The sequence below is a fragment of the Micromonospora sp. L5 genome (assembly GCF_000177655.2).
In the GTDB taxonomy this organism is placed as follows: domain Bacteria; phylum Actinomycetota; class Actinomycetes; order Mycobacteriales; family Micromonosporaceae; genus Micromonospora; species Micromonospora aurantiaca.
Window position 1 is genome coordinate 4908102 of the sequence record NC_014815.1, and the last position, 21502, is coordinate 4929603.

Genomic DNA, 21502 nt, shown 5'->3' on the forward strand with positions numbered 1-21502 from the left:
CGGGTCACCGCCGGGGTACTGGAGCGGTGTGCGGTTCCGGCAGGGAACCGCCGGACGAGGTGGACACTGTGGCGCCGTTCGCCACCCGGCCGGCGGCGTCGTGCTCCAGCCGGGCCTGCGAGCCGCCGTCCTCGGCGGGGACGACCCGGCCCGCAGCGTCGTACGCGATGCGCGTCACCGACTCGCCGGTGCGCCGTTCCACCACCCGGCCGAGCAGGTCGTACGTGTAGTGCGTGACCTCGCCGGCCGCGTCGGTGCGCTCGACGAGCTGCCCGGCGGCGTCGTAGACGTACCGCTGGGTGCGGCCGTCGAAGTCGGTCTCGGACACCAACCGCCCGTTCGGGTCGTACGTGTAGCTCCACGTCGCACCCGCCGGGTCGGTGACACGCACCAGCCGCAGCTCGGTGTCGTACGCGTACTCGGTGCGGTTGCCCTCGTCGTCGATCTCGGCCGTGACCAGGTCGAACGCGCCGTACTCGCGGATCGTCCGGCGGCCCGTGGCGTCGACCCACTCGACCAGGTTGCCCTCGCCGTCGTAGAGGAACTCCTCGACCGAACCGTCCGGGTTCTCCCGCCAGGCCAGGTCACCCTCCAGCGTCCAGCCGAACTCGGTGAGACCGGTGTCGTCCTGGATGCTGAACAGGCGGCCGAGCGCGTCGTAGGTGTACTCCGTCTCGCCCTGCCCGGTGCTCACCGCGGTGATCTGCCGGGCCGTGTCGTGCACGACGGCGGTCGGTCCGACGTGGGTGGTCGTGCCCCGGCCGTCGGCGGCCGGCTGCTCGTACCGGACCACCTCACCGGAGGCGTCCACCTCGGCGATCAGCAGGCCGTCCGGGCCGAACTGGCGGTTGCGGGTGCTGCCGTCGAAGTCGGTCCAGGACACCGCGCGACCGAGTTCGTCGTACGTGGTGACGGACCGGCTGCCGTCCGGCCGGGTGACCGCGACCAGCCGCCCGTACGCGTCGTACTCGCTCGCGGTGGTGCGGCCCAGCGGGTCGGTCGTGGACCGCAGGCGGTACGCCTCGTCCCAGACGTTACGCGTGGTCGCGCCGAGCGCGTCGGTCTCCGCGACCACCTGGAAGCGGTCGTTGAGCTCGTATACGCGCACCGCGCCGAGCGAGTCGGTCACCACCGTACGGCCCGGCTGGTAGTCGAACCGGTAGCGCAGGTAGCCGCCCTTGCCGTCGGTGGCGACGCACCGGCCGGCCTCGTCGTAGGTGTACGTGTACCACTCGCCGTTGCGGTCCTCCCAGCGCACCAGCCGCCCGTCGGCGTACGTGAAGCGCTCGGGGTCGCCCGAGGAGTTCGTCACCTCGATCAGGTTGAGGTCGGCGTCGTAGCCGAACTGCGACGCCGCCATCAGGTCACCCGCCGCGTTGGGCAGCGAGACCATCGTGACCAGTCCGGCGGACGAGGTGAACGCGATGGTGGCGCCGGTGGACGACAGCAGCTGCGTCGGCGTACCCCGGCGGTCGCGGTGGATCGTCCAGCGGACGCCGCCGTCGGTGACGTCGGTGAGCAGCGACTCGGTGCGCGACGCCGCGGCGAACAGCAGGCTGCGGCCGGACGTCGGATCGGTCAGCAGCCACCCGCCGCCGACCAGCCGGCGCAGCGGCAGCGTCCGGCCGGTCTCCGGTTGCGCCACCTCACCCTCCGCCGGTAGCGGGTAGGTGAGCAGCGAGCCGTCGGCGGCCAGGTACCGGACCTGCTCGCCGTCGACGATGATCCGCTGGTCGAGCGTGGAGGCCCAGGCCCGGCCGAACGACCGGCCCCACCGGTAGTCGGAGCGGTAGGTCCGCTCCAGCGTGAGCCCCGGCATCACGGCGTCGGTGTGGGTGAGGATCATCCGGCCGGTGGTGACGTCGATCGGGTCACCCACGGTCGGCGTCTCCGCGGTGGTCTTCGCCACCGCTTCGGGCGCCACCCCGGCGAACGTCTCGGTGGTCGGCGAGAAGTCCGTCATGTCCACGTCGGAGTCGCTGTCGCGGACCGAGGCCATGTCGACGTCGCTGTCGGCGTCGCGGACCGAGGCCATGTCGACGTCGCTGTCGGCGTCGCGGACCGAGGCCATGTCGACGTCGCTGTCGGCGTCGCGGACGGAGGCCATGTCGACGTCGCTGGACGGGCCGGGCACCGGGTCGCTGGTCCGGATCAGGACGACGGAGCCGTCCGGTCCGATCTGCGGCAGCGTCGCCAGACCGGGCACCTGCGAGTCCTCGAACGTCACCCGGCCCCGCGAGTCCTTCGACACGTTCACCACGTGGCCGACGGTGCCGGGACCGCCCGTGCGGAAGCCGACGATGCCGTTGGTGCCGTTCGGCATGGCGCCGAGCGCGTCCACCAGCCCCTGGAGGGTGCCGACCTCCTCGGTGGTGCGCCCCGGGTACTGCTTCTGGAGGTCGCTCAGCTCCCTCGGCTGCGTCTGCGACGGGATCTGGGTGATCAGCCCGGACTGCTTGTAGCTGTCGACCGCCATCGTGAGCGTGATGCAGTCGTTCTGGTTGCCGGCGTCGCGGGACTGGTGGATCTGCCGCAGGTGCCGCCGGTCCGCGTCGTTGAGCGTCTCGAGGTCGGCGGCGGTGTTGGCCGTGCCGCCGTGCGAGTTCGCCGCCATGATCTGCAACGTCGACCCGTTGCTCAACGGGACGTCCCGGGACAGCGCGTCCCGGAAGGTGTCGAGGATCCGGTTCTGTGCCTGCGGGTCGCCCTGCGCCGCTGCCAGCTGCTCGGCCAGCGGCGTCGTGGTGTCCGCCTGCGTCGCGGCAGAGGCGGTGCCGATGCTGACCGGGCCGGTCTGCTGCCCCTGGAAGCCGTACTCCTGGCGACGGCCTCGCCGGTGGCTGCTGCCGCTGGGGCGGCTCCGGTCCCGCGGGCTGCGCGACCGGTCGCTGCGGTCACGGCTGCCGCTCGGCTCGCCGTCGACGGCGAACGCGTGCGTCGTGGTCCGCTGCGGCCTGCGTGTACCGGTGATCAGCTGATCGGGCCGGGGCCGCTGCGACGGCGGAACGTAGTCCTCCTCGCTGGCGTAGCCACGACGGGCGGGGCCGTACCAGTGACCGACGTTCTCCCAGTAGTGCTGTGCGCGTTCGCTCCTCGCCAGTGAGTGGATCTCCTGGAGCGCGTTCGCCGCCTCGTGGCGCTCCTGGGCGTAGCCACGGGCCTGCTCCGCGAATGTGACCACGGTGGCGAACTCCCGGCCGGCGGCGCTGGTGATGGAGTCCAGCGCCGTGAACCCACGGAGGTAGTTCGCGATCTGGCCGGCGGTCCGGCGACCGCCGTCTGCCTCCGCGCCGATCCGGTCGCCGAGGCCGGTCCCCTCCGCGTTGTTGTACGGGCGGTTGCCGACCATCGGCTCGTTGAAGTGACCGTCCCGGTTGCTGCGCGGCCCGGTACGCGGGCGGTGCCCGGTGCTCGCGTACAGGTCGGAACGGATGCTCTGGTAGCTCTGGTACGCCGTCGAGGACGTGTCGGCCAGCGTCGTCTGCGAGGCGAAACCGACAGTGTCGAACCAGGCCTGGGCCTGCGCGGTGACCTGTCCGACCGGTGTGCTCAGCGGCGGCGGCGACGGGGTGTCGCGCTCCACGTACTCGTAGGTGACGGTGCCGTCCGGGTTGCGCCTGGCCTCCCGCACCCAGGTCGGCATGCCGTAGAGCGCGCTCGGCGGCGGTGGTGCCGCGTTCGTGGGCAGGCTGCTGGGCGTCTGGTCGGAGGGCGCGGCGAGCGCCGGCTCCACAGCGGCCAGCGGGTGCGGCGTCGTCGGGGCGGGCGTGCAACTGGTCAGGCCCAGCGGGTCGGCCACGGTCAGCGGGTTGCTGACGTACGCGGTCGGGTTCGGGCCGCCGGACAGGCCCAGCGGATCGGGGCTGACGTACCGGCCGGTGGCCGGGTCGTAGTAGCGGAACCGGTTGTAGTGCAGGCCGGTCTCGGCGTCGACGTACTGGCCGGGGAAGGCCAGCGGCGTCGCGGTCCGGTCCGCGCCGCGTCCCCACAGGTCGCCCCGCGACCACCAGCGCAGCCCGCCGCCCGGCTCGACCAGGTGGGTCGGGGTGCCGATGGTGTCGGTGATCACCGCGCGGAGCGTGCCGTCGTCGGTCTGCGCGACCGGCACCGCCGCGTCCGGCCGGTAGTCCCACGTGGTCGTGGTGGTGGCGCCGGCGGCGTCGCGGTGCGTCTGCTCCAGCATCAGGTCACCGGACCAGGCGAACGACACCTCCTCCAGCACCCGGTCGCCGTCGCCGAGACGCTGCTTGGCGATACGCCGGCCGAAGCCGTCGTAGCGGTAGCGCCAGCGGTCACCGCCGGGCGTGACGGCCAGGACCATCCGGTCCTCGGCGTCCCACTCGAAGCGCCACGCGCCCGCGTCGTCGACCCGGCTGGTGAGGCGGCCCTTCGCGTCGTAGGAGAACGTCGCGTCGTCGGAGCGCACGAGCATGGTGCCGGTGAACTCCCAGCGCCCGCCACCGGCGCCGACCAGGTTGCCGGCCTCGTCGTAGTCGTACCGCTGTGGGTTGTCCCCGTCGACGGCCCGGATGCGGCCGGTGTCGTCGGCGGTGAACGTCAGGTCGCCGGCGAGCGAGTCGGCGATCGCGGTGACGCGGTCGGCGGCGTCGTAGGTGTAGTGGCGCTCGGCGGCGTCGGCGATGTGCTGCCCGGTGAGCCGCCCGGCCGCGTCGAAGGTCTGCCGCAGCGTGACCAGGCCGCCGACGGTCCGGCCGATCTCCCGGCCGGCGTCGTCGTGGGTGAAGCCGAGCAGGTGCTCCCCGGCGGTCAGGCTCTCCGGGCGGCCGTCGGCGTCGAACGTCCAGCGGCTCGACCGGCCCGACGGCGTGGTGCGCGCCTCGACCGTGCCGGAGGCGGTGTACGAGGTGCGCACGGTCCGGCCGTTGATCGTCTCGGACAGCACCCGGCCCTCGGCGTCGCGGGTGAACCGCACCTGCGCGTCCGGGCTGAGCACTGCCGCCACGTGGCCGTCGGCGTCGTACTCGACGCGGGTGACGGCGTCGCCGACCCGGCGTTCCACGACCCGGCCCCGCGCGTCCCAGCGGTAGCGGGTGACGGTGCCGGCGGCGTCGGTGTGCGCGACCAGCCGGCCCGCCTCGTCGTGCTCGTAGCGCTGGGTACGGCCGTCGAAGTCGGTCTGCCCGCACAGGCGGCCGGCCGCGTCGTACTCGTAGTGCCACGTCCGGCCCGCCGGATTCGTCACCCCGATGAGCCGTAGTTCCGTGTCGTACGTGAACTCGGTGCGGTTCCCCGCCTGATCCACCCGTGCCGTGGGTAGATCGAAGGGGCCGTACTCGAAGCTCACCGCCCTTCCTGATGCGTCGATGACGTCCACCAGATTCCCTTCACCGTCGTAGAACCACCGTTGCGTGGAGCCGTCCGGGCGGACCCGCCACGCGAGATCCCCCTCGGCGGTCCAGCCGTACGTCGTGACCGCGCCGTCCGGGGCCCGGGTCGCCCGGACCCGTCCGAGCGCGTCGAACTCGATGTCGTCCGCGGGCGCGGGCGGGCGCGGCGGGACCGGGTGGGTCGAGCCGTCCGGGAGGGTGAGCGTGCGCGCCTCGTGGTCGAAGCGGGTGACGCGACCGAGCGGGTCGGTGCGCGACAGCAGCCGGTGCGCCGTGTCCCACTCCTGCCGGACCGTCGCGCCCAGTGGGTCGACGATCGCGGTGACCAGGTGGCGCTCGTCGAACTCGTACCGGGTCACCTCGCCCAGCGAGTTCGTCACGTGCGTGACGCCGTCGTCGTACCGCAGGGAGTAGCGCAGGACGTCACCGCCGCCGCCGGCCCGGACGCAGCGGCCCGCCTCGTCGTAGTCGTATCCGAACCACTCGCCGTTGCGGTCCTGCCAGCGCACGAGCCGGCCCGCGTCGTCGTAGCGCAGCCGCGTCTCGTGGCCGGAGGAGTTGCGGACCTCGACCAGGCGCCGCCTGTCGTCGTAGCCGAAGGAGGGGAGGTGGACGGTGCCGTCGGCGGCGCGGACGTGTGCGCCGACGACCAGGCCGCCGGTCAGGTGCGGCACCACGACCAGGCCGGACGCGGAGAGCAGCAGGCCGGGCGTGCCGTCTGCGGAGCGTTCGATCCGCCACCCGGTGCGGTCGGTGACCACGTCGGTGAGCCAGGAGTCGCCGTGGGCGTCGGCCGGCGCGAACAGCAGCGACCGGCCCGGCTCGGTGAGCAGCCAGCCGCCGCCGGCCAGCCGGCGCAGCGGCCCGCCGGGGCCGGCGACCGGCAGCGCCTCGTCGCCCTCGGCCGGCATCCGGTACGTGTGGATCGAGCCGTCGGCGGCCAGGAACCGCGCGTACGTGTCGTCGGTGACGACGCGCTGGTCCAGCGTGGAGGCCCAGGTCGGGCCGAAGCAGCGGCCCCACCGGTAGTCGGAGCGGTGGGTCCGTTCCAGGGTGAGCCCCGGGAGCCGGGCGTCGATCTCGGTGTAGAGGACCCGGCCGGTGGTGACGTCGACCGGGTCGCCGACCACAGGGGCCTGCGCGGTGGGCGTGGCCACCTCGGCGGCGGGCACGTCCACCGGCGGGGCGGGTGCCGGTGGTGGCGGGGCCACCTCGGCCTCGTGCGCACGGTAGGCGTCCCACCAGGCGTTCTCGGCCTCCGTCACGGACTGCTCGGCCTCGGCGACGGCGTCGGCGTCCGCGTCCGTCCGGGAGGCCAGGCCGTCCAGGCGGGCCGCCGCGGCCGACAGCTTCTTCGCCGCGTCGGCGACGGCGAGCGCGGAAGCGCGCAGACCGGGGGAGAGGTCCCGGCCGATGACGTCCCGGGCCGCCGCCTCGTCCAGCCGGACCACGAAACCGCCGGGCACCCGGACCTCCGTGCCGGCCCGGTGCCGGCCCGCGGCGTCGCGGGAACGCGCGACGAAACGGAACTCGACGTCGTACTCGACCGCGGCGGTGAGCTTGTCGTCCGGGTCGGTGCGCCGGGCCGGCTTGCCGGTCGTGCTGACCGAGACCTTGCCCTCGTCCTTCACCTGGGCGCCCGGGTCGGTCCGGTAGAGCTGCTGCTCGACGAGTGTGGCCGCGTTGACGGCGGCGAAGTCCTGCCGCTCGCCCACCCGGCTCGCGCCGCCCGGATGGCCGACGCCGCCGACGACGAGCGGCCCGGCCGTCTTCAGCGCGAACGAACGTCCGGCGGTCTGCTCGTACTCGGTGTCCGCGGCGCGTTTCGCCGAGCCGCCGATCTTCACCGTGGCGTCCGCGCGCAGGAGCTTCGGGCGGGCCACCAGCCGGGCGTCGAGGAACAGGTCGCGGCCCAGCCCGGCCGGCATCGGCAGCGGGTACGCGCCGGTCAGCATCGCCGGCAACGCCTTGATCCGGCTCACGGTCAGTGTGTCGCGCAGCGCCGCATCGACGTCCCTGCCGGGTGCGGCGCCGGAGGCGACGAGCGCCTGCCGGGCCGCATCGTGCAGGCCAGGCAGGTCGACCAGGACGTCCTCGACGGCGAACCGACCCGGCTCGGGCAGCCGGTCGAAGCCGGCCTCCTCGCGCCATCGCCGTCGGCCCTCGTCGGTGGTCTGCCCGGCGGCGACCGGTGTGACCGGGCCGGACACGGCCAGTTTCCTGCCCTCGGTCGCCGAGTACGTGGTGACGTCGTGGACCGCGTGGACCGACACGCCGCCCTCGGGCAGCCCGCGCCCGGTGACGGTGACGGTCAGGCGGACCGCCCCGCGGTACGTGGGCACCGGGCCGGACACGGTCAGCGACTGCTCGTACGTGCGGCCGGTGCGCTCGATCGCCTTGGTGGCCTGGTTGCCGAGGGCGGCGGTGCCGGTGAGACCGGCGGCGACGGTGCCGGAGGCCGGGCCGTGTCCGGCGGTGCGGGTGGCGTCGTCCTGGACCCGGTCGGTCTCGGTGCCCTGCGCACGTCCGGTCAACGTGACCTGCGCCGCCGTCCGCGACGTGGTGCGGGTCTGCGCCTCGCCGACGACCGCGCGGTCGGTGACGGACAGTTCGTCGACCAGGTCGATGCCGGTGAAGCTCGGCTCGCCCACCGGCTCGGCGGTGAGCGTGACGTCGTACGTGGCGCCCCGGAAACGCCGCTCCAGCCGTACCGTCTCGCTCCGGCCGCCGTTGAGCGCGTCGGCCAGGTGCAGGTGGGCGGCGCCGAGGAAACCGGTGCTGCCGAGCCCTCGGATCGGGTCGTCCGGGCCGCGGTTCCGGGTGGACGGCAGGATCGCCTGGGCGAGTTCCTCGCTCGACTCCCGCGCCAGGGCACGCCGCAGGTGCGGGATGCGATCGGTGAGGTCGATGTGGGTGGTGACGCCGCCGATGCCGAGGGACCGTTCCGGTCCGGCCCGGAACTCCGGTTGTGCCGCGTGGGCCGGTGCGCCGGGGCCCGCGGCGTCCTCGTTCTGCCGCTGCTGTGCCTCGCGTACCAGGTCGCGTTCCCGCTGTTGCTGTTCGGCCTGCTCGGCCCGCTCCCGCTCTTGCGCCGTCCGCAGCGCGTCCGTGGCCGCCTCGTGCGCCGTGGCCAGATCCTCGCGTTCGCGCCGGTGGCGTTCCTGGAGATCGGCCAGGTAGTCGTCGGCGAGCTGCCGGCCCGCCGGGCTGATGCGGCGGTCCCGCCGGACCCGGTCCACGTAGGCCTGCACGTCACGCAGGTCGGTGTGCTGCCGCCGCAGCAGGTTCCTGAGTTCCGTGGCCTGTTCGCGCGTCATCCGGGCGAGCTGCTCGCGCTGCTCGGCGCGGAGCGTCTCGGCGTTCTCGGCGTGCCGCAGGTGCAGCCGTACGTCGGCGGTGCCGTGCCGGCGGGCGCGGTCGCGGTCCTGGAGTCGTTTCAGCTCCGCCGGGGTCATCCGCATGACGACAGCGCCGGGCAGGGTGAGCCGCCGGCCGGCCCGCCGGGCCGGTGTGCCGGGCCAGCGGCCCAGCGGACGCAGGTTGCTGTCGTGCCGGGCCTCGGCGACCACCTCGGCCTCGACGTCCACCCGCACCAGCAGCTCGCGTTCGGCCCGGCCGCCGCCGAGACGCAGCTTGGAGACCCCGGAGGCGCTGCGCTCGCTGATCCGGCCCCACGCCCGCCGCCACGGTGTGACGGACAGAATGACAGCGCCGCCGGGCCGGCCGGTGCTGCCGCCGTGGTCGGCGACCGGCCCGCTGACCGACGCGACGCCGGTGCCGGAGACGCTCAGCTCGACCGCGCGCGCGTGAGTGGTCTTGCGGGCGGTGCCGCTGGCGAAGGTCCGCTTGACGCGCGCGAACTCGGCGCCGTCGAGCACCGCCGGGTTGGTCGGGCGCAGCCGTACCCGCACGTCGGCGCGGGCATCGGCGGCACGGCGGCCGTGCCACAGGTTGCTCAGCGCCAGCGGGCGGCTGAACAGCTCGGCGTCACCGGTGAGGCGCTCGGGCGACAGCTCGTCGGCGACCACAGTGGAAATCCGGCCGTCCTCGACCGCGTAGACGTCGTCCCGGCTCGCCTCGCGCAGCGTCTCGACCACCGCGTCCTGCAACCGGTCGGCGCCGACGAACGACTCCACCCGGCGTCCGTCGAGGTCGTGCGGCCCGCCGGTCATCCGGCTCAGCGGCGGCGGGTACGCCATGGTCTCCACGTCGCGGGGGACCGGGCTGGGCTCCGCGCCGGGCCGTTGCCGGGAGACCCGCGACTCCGGGACGAGCATGCGCACGTCGAGGCGGTGCGTGCGGGGGCGCTGCTCTGATGCGGCTACGACGGTCGGCACGTCCCGGCCGTACGCCCCGAACGACAGCTGCCGGCCCGCCTGGTTGACCCGCACCGTGGACGTGGTGGTGACGGTGAGGTCGAGGGTGGCGGCGAACTCGCGCAGCCGTACCCCGGTGGGCTTGCCCTCGTCGTCGAGCGCCGGCCCGTGGTCGCTCTCGGTGGACTGCCCGCCGGTGACGGCGCTCTCGTCGGTGGTGCCCCAGGTGACCGCGGCGCGCGGTCCGCCGAGCAGCGTCGAGGCGGCCTGACCGAGCGGACCCAGGATGCGTGGCTCCAGGCTCAGCTCGGCCGACCGGCTGTCGTCGCGGGCGCTGGTGACTGTGGACCTGGCGGTCCGCTTGGCGGCGGTGCCGATCTTGTCGTGGTCGAGCAGGTCGCCGTCGGACACCTCGCCGAGGCTGCCCTTGATCGTCACCACCGTGACGTGGTCGTGGAACGTGCCGGTACGGATCAGCGGGATCTTCAACCCCGGGCCGACGATCCGGTCCGCCAGGTGGCGCAGCTGGTCGGGGGAGAGCTGCGTGCGCAGGTCGGTGGCCCGGGTCAGTGCCGCCTGAAGCTCGGGGGTCAGCCCGTCGGCGAGCTGCGCGTCGCCGAAGTGCCGCAGCGTCTCGTCGCGGGTGGCCAGGCGGAACCGGTCGTGACCGGGCACCGACCGCACCGCGTCGGCGACCGTCTCGTACAGGCTCCGGTCGCCGACCCGGGTCAGGTACGCGCCGCCGAACGACTCACCCCGCTCGATGCGCGCCGGTGCGAAGTGGGTCCGGTCGGTGCCGCGCCGTCCGCGCCACTCCCGGCCGTCCGGGTCGAGGGCGGTGCCGGGCAGCCGGTCGCCGGTGGTCCACTGGAGCGCGTCGACGGAACCGGACAACATCCGCGGCGCGCGGCCCAGGACGCGCACCTGGACGCCGTACTCGACCCGGTACCGGACGGCCGGCGCAGTGCCGGTCACCGTCTGCTTGCCGCCGGTCCGCTCGGTGATCGTCCGGGTGGCGCCACGCTCCCGGCCGCCGCCGACCCGCGGCCCGACGACCAGGCTCAGCGGCGCGGCGTCCACTCCGGCGCCGGCGAGGCCCCACAGCCCCCACTGCCGCTTGGTGGCGGCGGCGCTCGTGCTCTCGGCGGCGAGCGCGGACGTGTCGACGTGCGTGAGCCCGTCGACCCGCTCCACCTCCTCGACGTGCCGGGCGACCAGGCGTACCTCGACCTGCCGGGCGCGGCCCGGGAAGAAACGCCGCCAGCCGCTGCGCGCGGCGCGCGGCAGCGAACCCGACCGGACCCAGCCGTCGTGGACGTTCGCCGGGTCGGTGACCACCATCGCCGGCAGGCTGCCGGAGAACGTCGCGTCGCTGAGCAGCTTCTGCATCACCGGGCGGCCGGGCGCGCCGATCCGCACGAGGTCGGCCATGCCGTCCTCGGCGAGGATCGCCTCCACCTGGTCGAAGAACGTGGCGCCCGGATCGGCCGGCCGGCTGCGTACGCTCTCCACCCCGAACCGGGCCGGCACGGGCGCGCCGAGCGCACGGTCCGCGGCGGCCGGCGCTGTCGCGTCTGCCGTCCGCAACCCCGTGTGTACGGCGAGAGCGACGCTGCCGGAGGTCTCGACCGGGTCGACGGCGGGACGGCCGGGCCGCACGAGCCTTGCGACGAACCGGATCGGCACCGTCACCTCGGTCAGCCCGGTGACCTTGACAGTGGTGGTGGACGTGTAGGTGTCCTTGTGGGCGGCGGAGTGCTCGGTGGTGGGCGCCGTCGGCACCGAGCCGCCGACGCCGACGACGACACCGGGCATCGCGGTGACTGTCACCTTCGGCTCGACCCGCCGGTCCCGGTTGTGGCGCAGCGTGTGGGTGAGGTTCTCCCGGTTCTTGGCGGAGACCTTGCGCGGGTCGTCGTGGGCCCGGTCCACTGTGAGCGCGTCCCAGTCGAGGACGGCGGTGACCCGCAGCTCGGCCGGCCGCCCGTCGATCGTGACCGGGTACGGGCGGCCCTCGCCGAGGAACTGGTCCACGTCGTCGCGGCTGTCCGCCTCCACGGCGGCGACCACGTCGTCGGACAGGCCGGGGTCGAGGGTCCGCAGCGCCGCGCCGAGCGCCGCGTTCTCGGTGGCGCGCAACTGTTCGGCGAGGCCGAGGGTGCGGCTGTCCCGCAGGTAGGAGGGCAGGCCCCGGCGTACCGCGTCGGGCGACGGCAGCGGCGCGGTGGTCTCGGTGGCCGACGACGTCCCGCCCGCGGTGTCCTCCGCGGCGGTGGTCTCTTCTGCGGCGGTCTCTTCTGCGGTGGAGGTGTCGTCGGCGGCCGACCGGGTGGCCGGGTCGCCGGCCGGCGTGGACGTGGCGAGCCCGTCGTCGCTGTCGTCGCTTCTGTCGTCGTCGAAGCCGCCGTCGAAGCCTCCGTAGCCGTCGTCGTCGCCGAACAGGTCGAAGCCGCCGGAATCGCTGTCACTGTCGCTGTCGCTGTCGTTCGCCGGGGCCGACGGAGGTGGCACATGGCGTGCGTAGGTGACGTGACCCGACGGGTCGATCGTGCGGAGCAGCTCCAGCCGTCCACGCGGCCGGGCGCCGACCACCGGGTAGTCCCGCGGCGGCCCGGCCGGGTCGTCGTACACGACGAGGTGCACCTGGGTGCCGCGGGCGGCGGCGAACTCGACCACGTCGTGCGCGTTGGCGATGCGCTGCCGTTCGGCGTCGTCGACCGGCGTGTCGCGGCGTTGCCCCCCGGGGTCGGGGGCTAGTACGGCCCGGACGAAGTGGCCGTTGTCGTACGGGTTGCGCTGCCGCATCGCCGCGGCCTCGTCGAGACTCATCGTGTCCCGGCCGGCGTGCAGCGTGCTCATCCGCAGGGCGTCGGCGTCACCGTCGGGCAGCGCGGCGGCGATCGCGTCGTAGAGGGAGCCGGACTGCCGGCCGAGCCCGCCACGGTCGGCGACGGCGGTGGCGGCGGCGAACTCCTGCTGGATGGTCCCGGAGTCGTTCGACGTCGCGACGAGGTGCGCGGCGGCGAGGCGCTGGCTGTCCGGCAGGCCCACGGTCCTGGCCGGCCGTGCCGGGTCCAGGTCGGGGTCGAACTCGGGTGGGACGTCCGGCGCCGTGGTGGTGTCCGGCGCCGGCAGCGAGACGGCGGTGACGTACCTGTTGTGTGGTTGCGCGCCGAGCTGCCGCAGCTGCTGCGGCGTGAGCGTCTGCTGCCACGTCCACGACGGGCCGGGCACCACGTCGGTGGGTGCGGCGAACGGCTTCGGGGCGGCGAGGTCCGGCCTGCGCAGTTCGGCCCGGTACTCCTTGAAGCCGGTGCCCTCGGTGTAGAACAGCTGCCGGTTGACGTTCGTCGGCACGGCGTGCGACTGCGGCAGGAAGTTGCCGACGGCGAAGTCGGCCGCGAGCCGGGACAGGTCGGTGGGCGTGGCGGCGCCCACGAAGTCCGTCATGAAGGCCAGGTCGCGGTCGGGATGCCTGTTGTTCTGCGAGTCGACCTGGACGTCGACGGTGAGGACGTCCGCCGGCAGGCCGGCCGGCGTCGCCGCGCCGTGGGCGACGGCGAGCTCCTCGCCGTACGCCCGGTGCAGGCTCTCGGCCAGCAGGAGGAACTCCGCGCCCGCGTCGCCGAACCGGACCTCGGGCCGGCCCAGGGTGAGCAGGCCGTCGACGAACAGGTTCGGCTCCGGCGAGTACGGCAGCATCGGGTGGACCGTGGCCTGCCGGTCCCGGGAGCGCATGTCCTCGTCCACGGCGGTGGTGAAGTCCCGGACGAAGGCGTCCCGCCCGGCCTGCGTGTCGAGCTTGGCGAGGCCGTTGTGCACGGCGGCCAGCTTCTGCTGCTCGGTCGTGCGTTCGCTGCCCGCGGGGAGGCCGGCGATCCTCGCCCGGTGGTCGCGTGCGCGTCGTTCCAGCCGTTCCCGGGTACGCCGGATCAGCTCCTCGGTGTCGCCGACGCGGTATCCGCCGGAGATCATCATGGGCCGGGCCGGTGGCTCGTCCTGCGGTCCGGTCGCGTCCGGGTCGAAGCGGGTCCGGCTGTCGATGCGGTCGAACACGTGGGTGCCGTCGGCCGTCGTCCGGGCGCCCCTGTCGAAGTCCTGGATCGACACGTACGGGTAGCGCCGGGCCTCGCCGTCCGGACCGCCCTGCGCGAGGCCCTGGATCGCGGCGACCGTGTCGGGGTCGCGGAGCACCTGGTTGCGGGTCCGGCCGTACGGGAACTTCCCGTTCTTCGTCCCGACCGCGTAGCCGTTGACCGCCACCGGCACGTCGAGGCTCTCGGCGAGCCGGGCGGCCCGGGCGACCGCGTCCCGGAAGGCGAGGTCGGGCACCTCGGCTGTGGTGTTGACGCCGAAGACGAACGCGACTGTGGTGCCCGGGGCGAGTCCCTCGGTGACGGCGCGGACCACCTCGGGGATCTGGTCGACGTCATCGGCGGGCAGCATCGAGTTGACGACGAACCCGATGGGCGCGCCGTCGTCCTTGAGGTCGGCCGTCTCCTTCCGGTAGTTGCCCGGACCGACGTCGCGGGTGTGCCGGGTCAGCTCGTCGAACCGTGCGTTGCGGCCGCCGGGCACCCGTACCGGCTCGAACCGGACCGGCGCCGTCCGGGGCGGCAACCCGCCACGGTCGGGTGAGAGCACGTCGCGCTGCTGACCGGCGATCCGGTGGACGTTGCGCGCCAGCAACCGCGGATCGTTGCCGGGCTGCCGCGTGGTGGTCGCCATCAGCGAGTTGTCGCCCTGGACGAAGGTGCCGTCCAGGGCGCGGTCCGCCACCGAGTACTCGTCGCGCAGACCGAGGAAGTGCCCGATCTCGTGCGCGAGGTCGAGGTCGGAGGAGTGCGTCGACCAGGTGGTCTGGGTGGTCGGTGACGGAGAGCCGTGCAGCGCCACGACGGCGTGTGCCTCGCTCGGCCGGGTCACGAACTCCACTGTGACGTTGAGCTGATCGCCGCCGATCCGGAAGCCCTGGTTGTAGATCGCGTCGACCGCGTCGCGTACCCGGGTCTCCACGTCCGGCCGGGCATCCGCCGCCGCGTCGTCCCGGGCGTCCAGGAAGACCTTGACCGTGAAGTCCTGCACGTTGCGGTCGCCGAGGTCCAGCACCCGATGGTCGTACGCGATGCGGTTGTCCACCGCGTCGAGGCGCAGGCGGGGCCGGTCGCCCGCCGGAACGGTCAGGCCGGCCTGCTCGTACGAGCGGGCGACCACGTCGGGCACGCGGGTGTCGGGATGGAGCCCACGGTCGATGACGTCATACGCGCTGGTGTTCGCGATCCGCCGTGGCGCGGTGTCGTGCTGCTCGGCGCGGGCCTGGGCGATCTCGTCGCGGGTCTTGGGCGTGGGGAACCGGTCCGGCAGGACTCCCGGGACGCGCAGGGTGTTGTCGGCCGGGGGAGCGCCGGGCGCGGCGTCGGTGCGCGGGCGGGCGTCCGGGTCCAGCGGCAGGCCGGTGACCGTGGCGAGGGCCTGGTCGACCTGGTCGGAGCCGGTCTGGCCGAGCGCGTCCCGCCACCCGTCGAAGTACGTGCGGACACCGCCGTCGTCGTCCTGGACGAAGTCCCGCACCGTGGCGGGGTCGCCGCCGTTCCGCAGGTACTCCGACGCCACCACGAGCCGGTCATGGCCGCCCCGGGCGGCGTCGTCGTTCCGGACCGACGCCGGCTCGTTGCGCCACGGCCTGGTGTCACCCTCGGAGCCGGTCACGGAGAGCGTGGGCCTGCCCTCCGCGAGCGCCTCCTGCCACGTGTTCGCGCCCTCGGTGACCACGAGCGTGGCGCGGTCGCGGAGACCGGCCATCTGCTCCGGTGTGACACGGGGCAGTGCCGCGACGTGGACGTCGGCGTTGCTCGTGGTGAAGCCGCGCTCGCTGTCGCCGAGCACCAGGACGACGGTCTTCCGGCCGGGCCGGGCGGCGGCGGCCAGCCGATCGACGACCTCCTGGTGCGGGGGAGTGTCAGGCGTGTCGCCGTAGTAGACGAGCACCACGTCGGTGGCGTCGTCGTCGACCACTGCCGCGAGGTCGTCGGCCCCGGGGATCCCGGTGGCGGTGATGACGTCCCGGGCGGCCGGCCGGGTGGAGGGCGGCGGGCGACGGTAGGACGGCACCCCGGTCGAAGTCTCGTCGAGTTCCGCCTCGACCGTCCCGGTGGTGCTGCGGACCTGCCGGGGGAACTGGTCCCACAGGAACGGCTGGAGCGTGACGACGTCGTGGTCCCTGCCACGGGCGGCGTCGCGCAGCGGACCGGCCCACGCCTGCTGGAACCACTCCCGCTTCTGCTCCGCGGTCCACTCCGAGCCGTCGTCGTTCTTCGGTACGTCGACAGCCGGCAGCACCGTCAGCACGTCGCCCTCGGGGAGCAGGCGGGCGGCGAGCTCGTCCATGCGCAGGCTCTGGGTGTTGCCCTGCTCGCGGATCTTCTTCTCGCGGAAACCCTTCTGCCGGTCCACCTGCCACGCCTTGGCCCCTGGCGCGCCGGGCCAGTCCGTCGTCTTCCAGGCTTTCTCATTGGTGCCGGGCGGCCCCTGCGGTCGCATGACGACGTCCATCCCACCGCGGTGGCCGGTCCACTCCCGGTGGAACAGGTCGTACGAGCCCGCCGGTGTCTCGAACTCCTCCTGCCGGCCGAGCTGCTCGGCGTAGAAGGGCGTCTTGTTGCCGGGATAGGTCAGCACGACCGTGCCCCGGTAGCCGGTGGCGGCCAGCCCGTCGAGCATCGCGACCGTCGCGGCCTGGTGTCCCACGCCGGGCGACCCCTGGTCCACGACGTGCACGACGCCGTACTTCTCGTTCAGCCTCTGGCCGACGGGGGTGGGCGAGGGCCTCGGGTCACGGTGCCGCAGCGTGGCGGGTGAGAGGTCCGTCGGGGTCAGGTCGACGGCCTGAGTCGTGGGACCGGCCGACGGCGGTGGCGGCATGCCGGGTGGTGGCGGCATGCCCGGCGGTGGTGGCGGTGGGAGCATGCCCGGCATACCGGGTGGCGGTGGCGGTGGTGGCGGCATGCCCGTCATGCCGGGCGGTGGTGGCGGCGGCGGTGGCGGGGCCGGGGCGCGGGACGGGATCTGCGGATTCGGACGCGGGTCCGGCGTCTGGTCGTGCGCCGTCTGCGGCACCGGCAGGTCGCGCACCGGGCCGGCGGTCAGCGCGGCGTCGTGGATCGTCGCCAGATCCTGCGCGGTGAGATAGTCGACCGGCCCGGTCGAGGTCGCGGCCTGCTCCGACGACGTCGGCAGGGCGCCGACGTCGACGCCCATCACCCCGGGACGGTCGACTGTGGTGAACAGGTGCTCGGGGGCCTGGTGACCCTCCTTGGCCCCGAGGTAGTGCATCACCTCGTGCACCATCACCGAGAGACGGTCCCCGGTGTTCCACAGGTGCTGGTCGGTGCTCACCCCGGTCTCCGAGGTCACCTCGACCGGCGGGTTGCGGCGCGGATCCGCCTGCCAGTCGCGGGTCATACCGTCGCGCCACGGAGGCGTGTCGACGACCAGGTCGATGTGCAGCAGCCGGCCGTCGGGCAGCGTGTACCGGCCGTTGACCATCTCGTCGACTGTGCGCTGCACCGTCTCCGCGAAGTCCCGCAACTCCCGGGGGGACATCTGGTCGTTCTTCGAGACCAGATCCAGGTGTACGTCGAACGACCGGTAGTCCCTGCCGTCGGCGGTTAACTCCCGGGTGGTGAAGTCGATAGTCGTGATCTCGCCGCGCAGCAGGTGCGTGCCGGGGACGACGGTGTCCTTCCAGGGCACGTACCGCTCGGTGCGCAGCCGCTTCGGTTCCGCGCTCGCCTTGGCCTGCCGGAACTGCGGGCTCCGCTCGGCCCGGGTGGGCGCGGCAGGGTCCGCGACGGTGAGCGGCGGCGCTTGCACGCTTCGCGACCCGTCCGGCGTCGGTTCGGCGGTGTCGCCCTGTCCTGCCGTCGGTCCGTCCGGCGTCGGTGCGGTGTCGACGGCGCTCGTGTCCGTGGCGTGTTCCGCCACCGTGTCGGCGGTGGCGTCCACCGAGGCGTCCGAGTGGACGTCGTTCGGTGAGGCGTCGGTGCTCGGGCCTGGTACCGCGACCGCCTGCTCCCCTGTGGATGGCGTGCCGACACCCGGATCGGTGGTCGGGGAGGCCACCACGGCCGGGCCGTCGACCGAGATGCCGTCGACGGGCGCCATCGGTGGTGGGGGCGCGGCGCCGACGACGTCGCGTGGGGGAGCGGTCGGCTGGCCGCTGGTCGTCGAACTCGACGACGGCGTACCGGCGGCCGGGGTGCTCGTGGTCGACGTGCCGGTGCTCGGCGCGCTGGTCGGTGGGCTGGTCGACGGCGTGCTCGCAGACGGGGTGCCGGTGCTCGATGCGGTGGTGGTCGGCGGTGCGGTGGTGCTCGCGGTGCCGGTGCTCGGCGTGGCTGTGCCTGGCGTGGTGGTTGCCGGTGTGCCTGCGCTCGGTGTGGCGGTGGACGGTGCGGGGTCGGCCGGGACGGCCACCGGGCCGGCAGTGGTGGCGGGCGAGGTCACGGGTGCCGGGGTGTCGGCACCGGCTGTTCCGCCGCTCGACGTCGGAGTGTCGAAACCGGGAAGTCCGCCGCCATAGGGCGCGGCGACGTCGGCGCCCGCTGCCGGGGTGCCGGTCGTGGGCGTACCGGTGCCGGTGCTCGCCGGGCTGCCGCCCGGCGTACCCGTCGAGTCGGCGCGCGGTGCCGTGGCCTCGCCGCCTGCGGCCGGGCCCGGCCCCGTGGCGACACCGCCGACCCCACGCGGGTCGGCGCCGGCGCCCGGACCGGCCGTGCCGGGCCCGCTCGGGGTCTGACCTCCGACGCCGTCGGGGCTCGCGCTGCCGTTCGATACGCCCGCTTGCGACCCGTCGCGGACCTGACCACCGGCGGTCTGACCATCCGCGGTCGGACCGCCCGCGGTCTGACCTCCCGCGGTCTGATCTCCCGCGGTTTGGCCGCCCGGAGTCTGAGTGTCCGGGGTCTGACCGCCCGCAGTTTGGCCGCCTGCGGTCTGACCGCCAGCGCTTTGGCCCCCGGAGGTCTGACCGCCCGGGGTCTGAGCACCCGCAGTTTGGCCACCCGCAGTTTGGCCGCCCGCGGTCTGGCCCCCGGGAGGCTGGCTGCCCGGAGCGGTGCTTCCGGCGCTGCCCTGACCGGTGCCCTGGTTGCCCGGACCCTGGTCGCCGGAGCCCTGATGGGCCGGCCCCTGACCCCCGGCGTCGCCCGGGCCGGACCCCTGACCGGCACCGCCTCCGGCGACCGGGCCGCCCGAGGGCTGCGGACCCGGGCCGCCGCCCTGACTGCCCGGGCCGGCGGAGGAGCCGACGGGTGGGGGCACGGGTGGTCCGTCCACGGCCGTGGGCGGAGGCGTGGGAGCGGTGGTCGTGAGGTTCTTCGTCTCGATCGTCGGCGGTGGCGCACCGGCACCGGCGCCCGGGCCGTAGCTCTGGCCGACCACTGTGGCGTAGTGGTGGGCCATTCCGCCGATCATCGACGACGTCATGGTGGCCCACGGGTTGAAGCCGCCGCCACCGACCATCATGGTGAACAGGCCCTCGAACAGCGTCTCGGCGAGTGCCGACAGCCCTTCCCGCGACAGGACACTGTTGTTGATCTTCGGGAAGAACTTGCCGCCGATCATCTGCACGCCGCTGACGCCCGCGCCGATGAACGCGCCTCCGGCGAACGCCATCGCCAGGTCCTTGTAGTCCAGGGACTTGCGGTTGCCCTCGATGATCTGCGTGACCTGGGCGGCGGCGCTCTGCCAGAGTTCCTCCAGGCCCTCCTGGAACGCCTCCCAGGCCAGCCGCATCAGCATGTTGCGCAGGCGCTGGCGGAAGAGGCTGATCAGCGCCCCGACGATCTCCTGACCGATCTTGATCAGGGCGGGCACCGCCGCCGCGCCGAAGCCGGAGGCCAGCGCGATGGCGATCTCCACGACCTGGGTGAAGGCCGCGATGACGATGTTGTACTGGGTGTTCTCCGAGTCCAGCGCGAAGTTGTAGGCCGAGCCGCCCAGTGCCAGCGCGATGTTGCCGCCGGCCGGCACGTTCTTGGTGATACCGACCCGGTACTGCTGGAACGCGTCCATCGCCGGGCCGGACAGGCTCCCGGCCAGCCCGTAGCCGAGGTTGGCGGTCGCGCCCATCCCGTTGAGGATGGTGCTGCTGAGCGCGTACAGCTCGTCGCCCATGGCCCGCAGGGCGGCGGGGTCGGCCTTCGGGTACTCCTCGCCGACGGCGACGAGGATCAGGTCGTACGCCCACTGCCACTGCGGGTCGTTGGGGATGTGGAAGTCGGGCATGTCCTACCGGGCGCGGGTGGGTGGCTCAGGCGCCGGGGATGATCGGGGTGGGCGTGCCGTCGGGCGCGTAGCTCAGGTACAGCGGCTGGTAGCCGGGCGCGGTGGGGTCCACCGAGGGGTTCTCCTTGACGACGAAGAACCGGCCCTGTCCGGGATCGATCGCCCTGCCGTCCGGCGTGGTGACGGGTGTGCCGGTCAGCGGGGTGATCGAGTCGTAGAGGTTCGCGTCCACCCGGGTGCTGCCGTCCTCGAACGGGTTGAGCGCGATCAGCCGGTACCCCTCGGGCAGCGGCCGGCCGCCGACGTGCGCGGTCGCGTACTCCGGCCGCACGAAGTAGGACGAGATGGCCGGAGTGGCGGCGGTGAGCGGGGTCAGCGCCTCGGCGGGCTCCAGCGGCAGCAGCGGCGTGCCCTGCTGCTGCGGGAGGAGCCTGGCCCGCTCGGCGACCGGCTCGCCGGCCGGCTCGCCGACCGCCAGGCGGCGGGACAGCAGATGGGGCCGGCGCGGCTCACCCTCCGCCGTGGGCTCCAGCACCGGGCCCGCCACCGCCCGCCTCGCGTACGGGGGTCCGTCCAGGCCGTCGAAGTCCTTGGCCATCTTCCGGCTGACGTCCAGGGCGGCCTCGTCCGCCTCCCGGTACGCCCGGCCGCTCTCCTTGAGGCCCTGGGCGGTGTAGTGCAGGGTGCCCTTGACGCCGCCGATGATCGCTTCGAGGTTGTCCAGGCCCTGGAGGAACTTGGTCGAGAACTGCTCGCCCATGTCGTCGTCGCCCCAGGCGTCGGCGTACCGGGCGCGCAGGGCGGTCAGCTGGGAGAGGTAGGACTCGTAGAGCTGCACGTGCGACTCGTACGCCTTGCCGAGCCCCTCCACGCCGTCCGGGTCGACCCACAGCCGCCCGCCGGGATTGTTGCTGATCATTCGGGCCCCCGGGTCAGGAGTTCCCGCACGCTCGTCACCATGCGGGGTTCCTTGGGCAGGAACGCGTCGGCCCCGGCCTGGCCCCGGACCAGCTTGTGGGCGTCGAGGCCGTCCGGCAGCATCGGCGCGAGCACGTCGGCCGCCTGGTTCATCACCTGTTCCTTGGCGTCGGCGTAGGTGTCCATGATGAGCCGCGTCAGGTCGGCGGTGGTGAGCCGCTTGTGGGCGCCGGAGGGGAACTGGATGTCGGTCAGCACGCCGTTCTGGCCGACGGTGACGCTCACCTCGCGGCGCGGTGACGTCGCGGTGGCCGAGAGCGCGCTCATCCGGGCCTGCATCTCGGCGAGGCTGGTGCGCTGCCGTTCGTACTCCTGGAACAGGCCTTCGATGCGCTCGCTGTAGTTCACGACGGACCACTCCCTCGACGTCGCGGTCCAGTGAAGACGCCACGACTGTCGCGCCGGAACTCCGGCCGGGGATCAGTGCATGAAAGTGCAACCACTCTTCCCGGGCTGTCGGCCGGTGGCGGCGGTTGCGGGGGCGCTGCCGTGCAATGTTGGGTGACGTTCGGACATGGTGGCGCGACCGGGTTGCCGCGGGGCGCGGCCGCGGATCAACACTCTTCCCTGCCA

Annotated in this window: 3 protein-coding genes; all 3 read right to left on the minus strand. The window is 73.8% G+C overall.

All coding sequences use genetic code 11. The features are described from left to right. Window positions 1–4: 4 nt before the first annotated feature. From ML5_RS22765 to ML5_RS22775, 3 genes are read right to left on the minus strand one after another with little or no spacing between them, the layout of a single operon-like run. Window positions 5–19951, minus strand: a complete 19947-nt coding sequence (locus ML5_RS22765; RefSeq protein WP_013476335.1) for a DUF6531 domain-containing protein — start codon at window positions 19949–19951, stop codon at window positions 5–7. Between the two features lie 25 nt (window positions 19952–19976). Beyond that, window positions 19977–20870 (minus strand): WXG100 family type VII secretion target, encoded by an 894-nt coding sequence (locus ML5_RS22770; protein WP_013476336.1) that lies wholly within the window; start codon window positions 20868–20870, stop codon window positions 19977–19979. Next, window positions 20867–21277, minus strand: coding sequence for a YbaB/EbfC family nucleoid-associated protein (locus ML5_RS22775; RefSeq protein WP_013286990.1), 411 nt, complete (start codon window positions 21275–21277; stop codon window positions 20867–20869). The genes ML5_RS22770 and ML5_RS22775 overlap by 4 nt, the downstream gene beginning before the upstream one ends. Window positions 21278–21502: the final 225 nt, after the last annotated feature.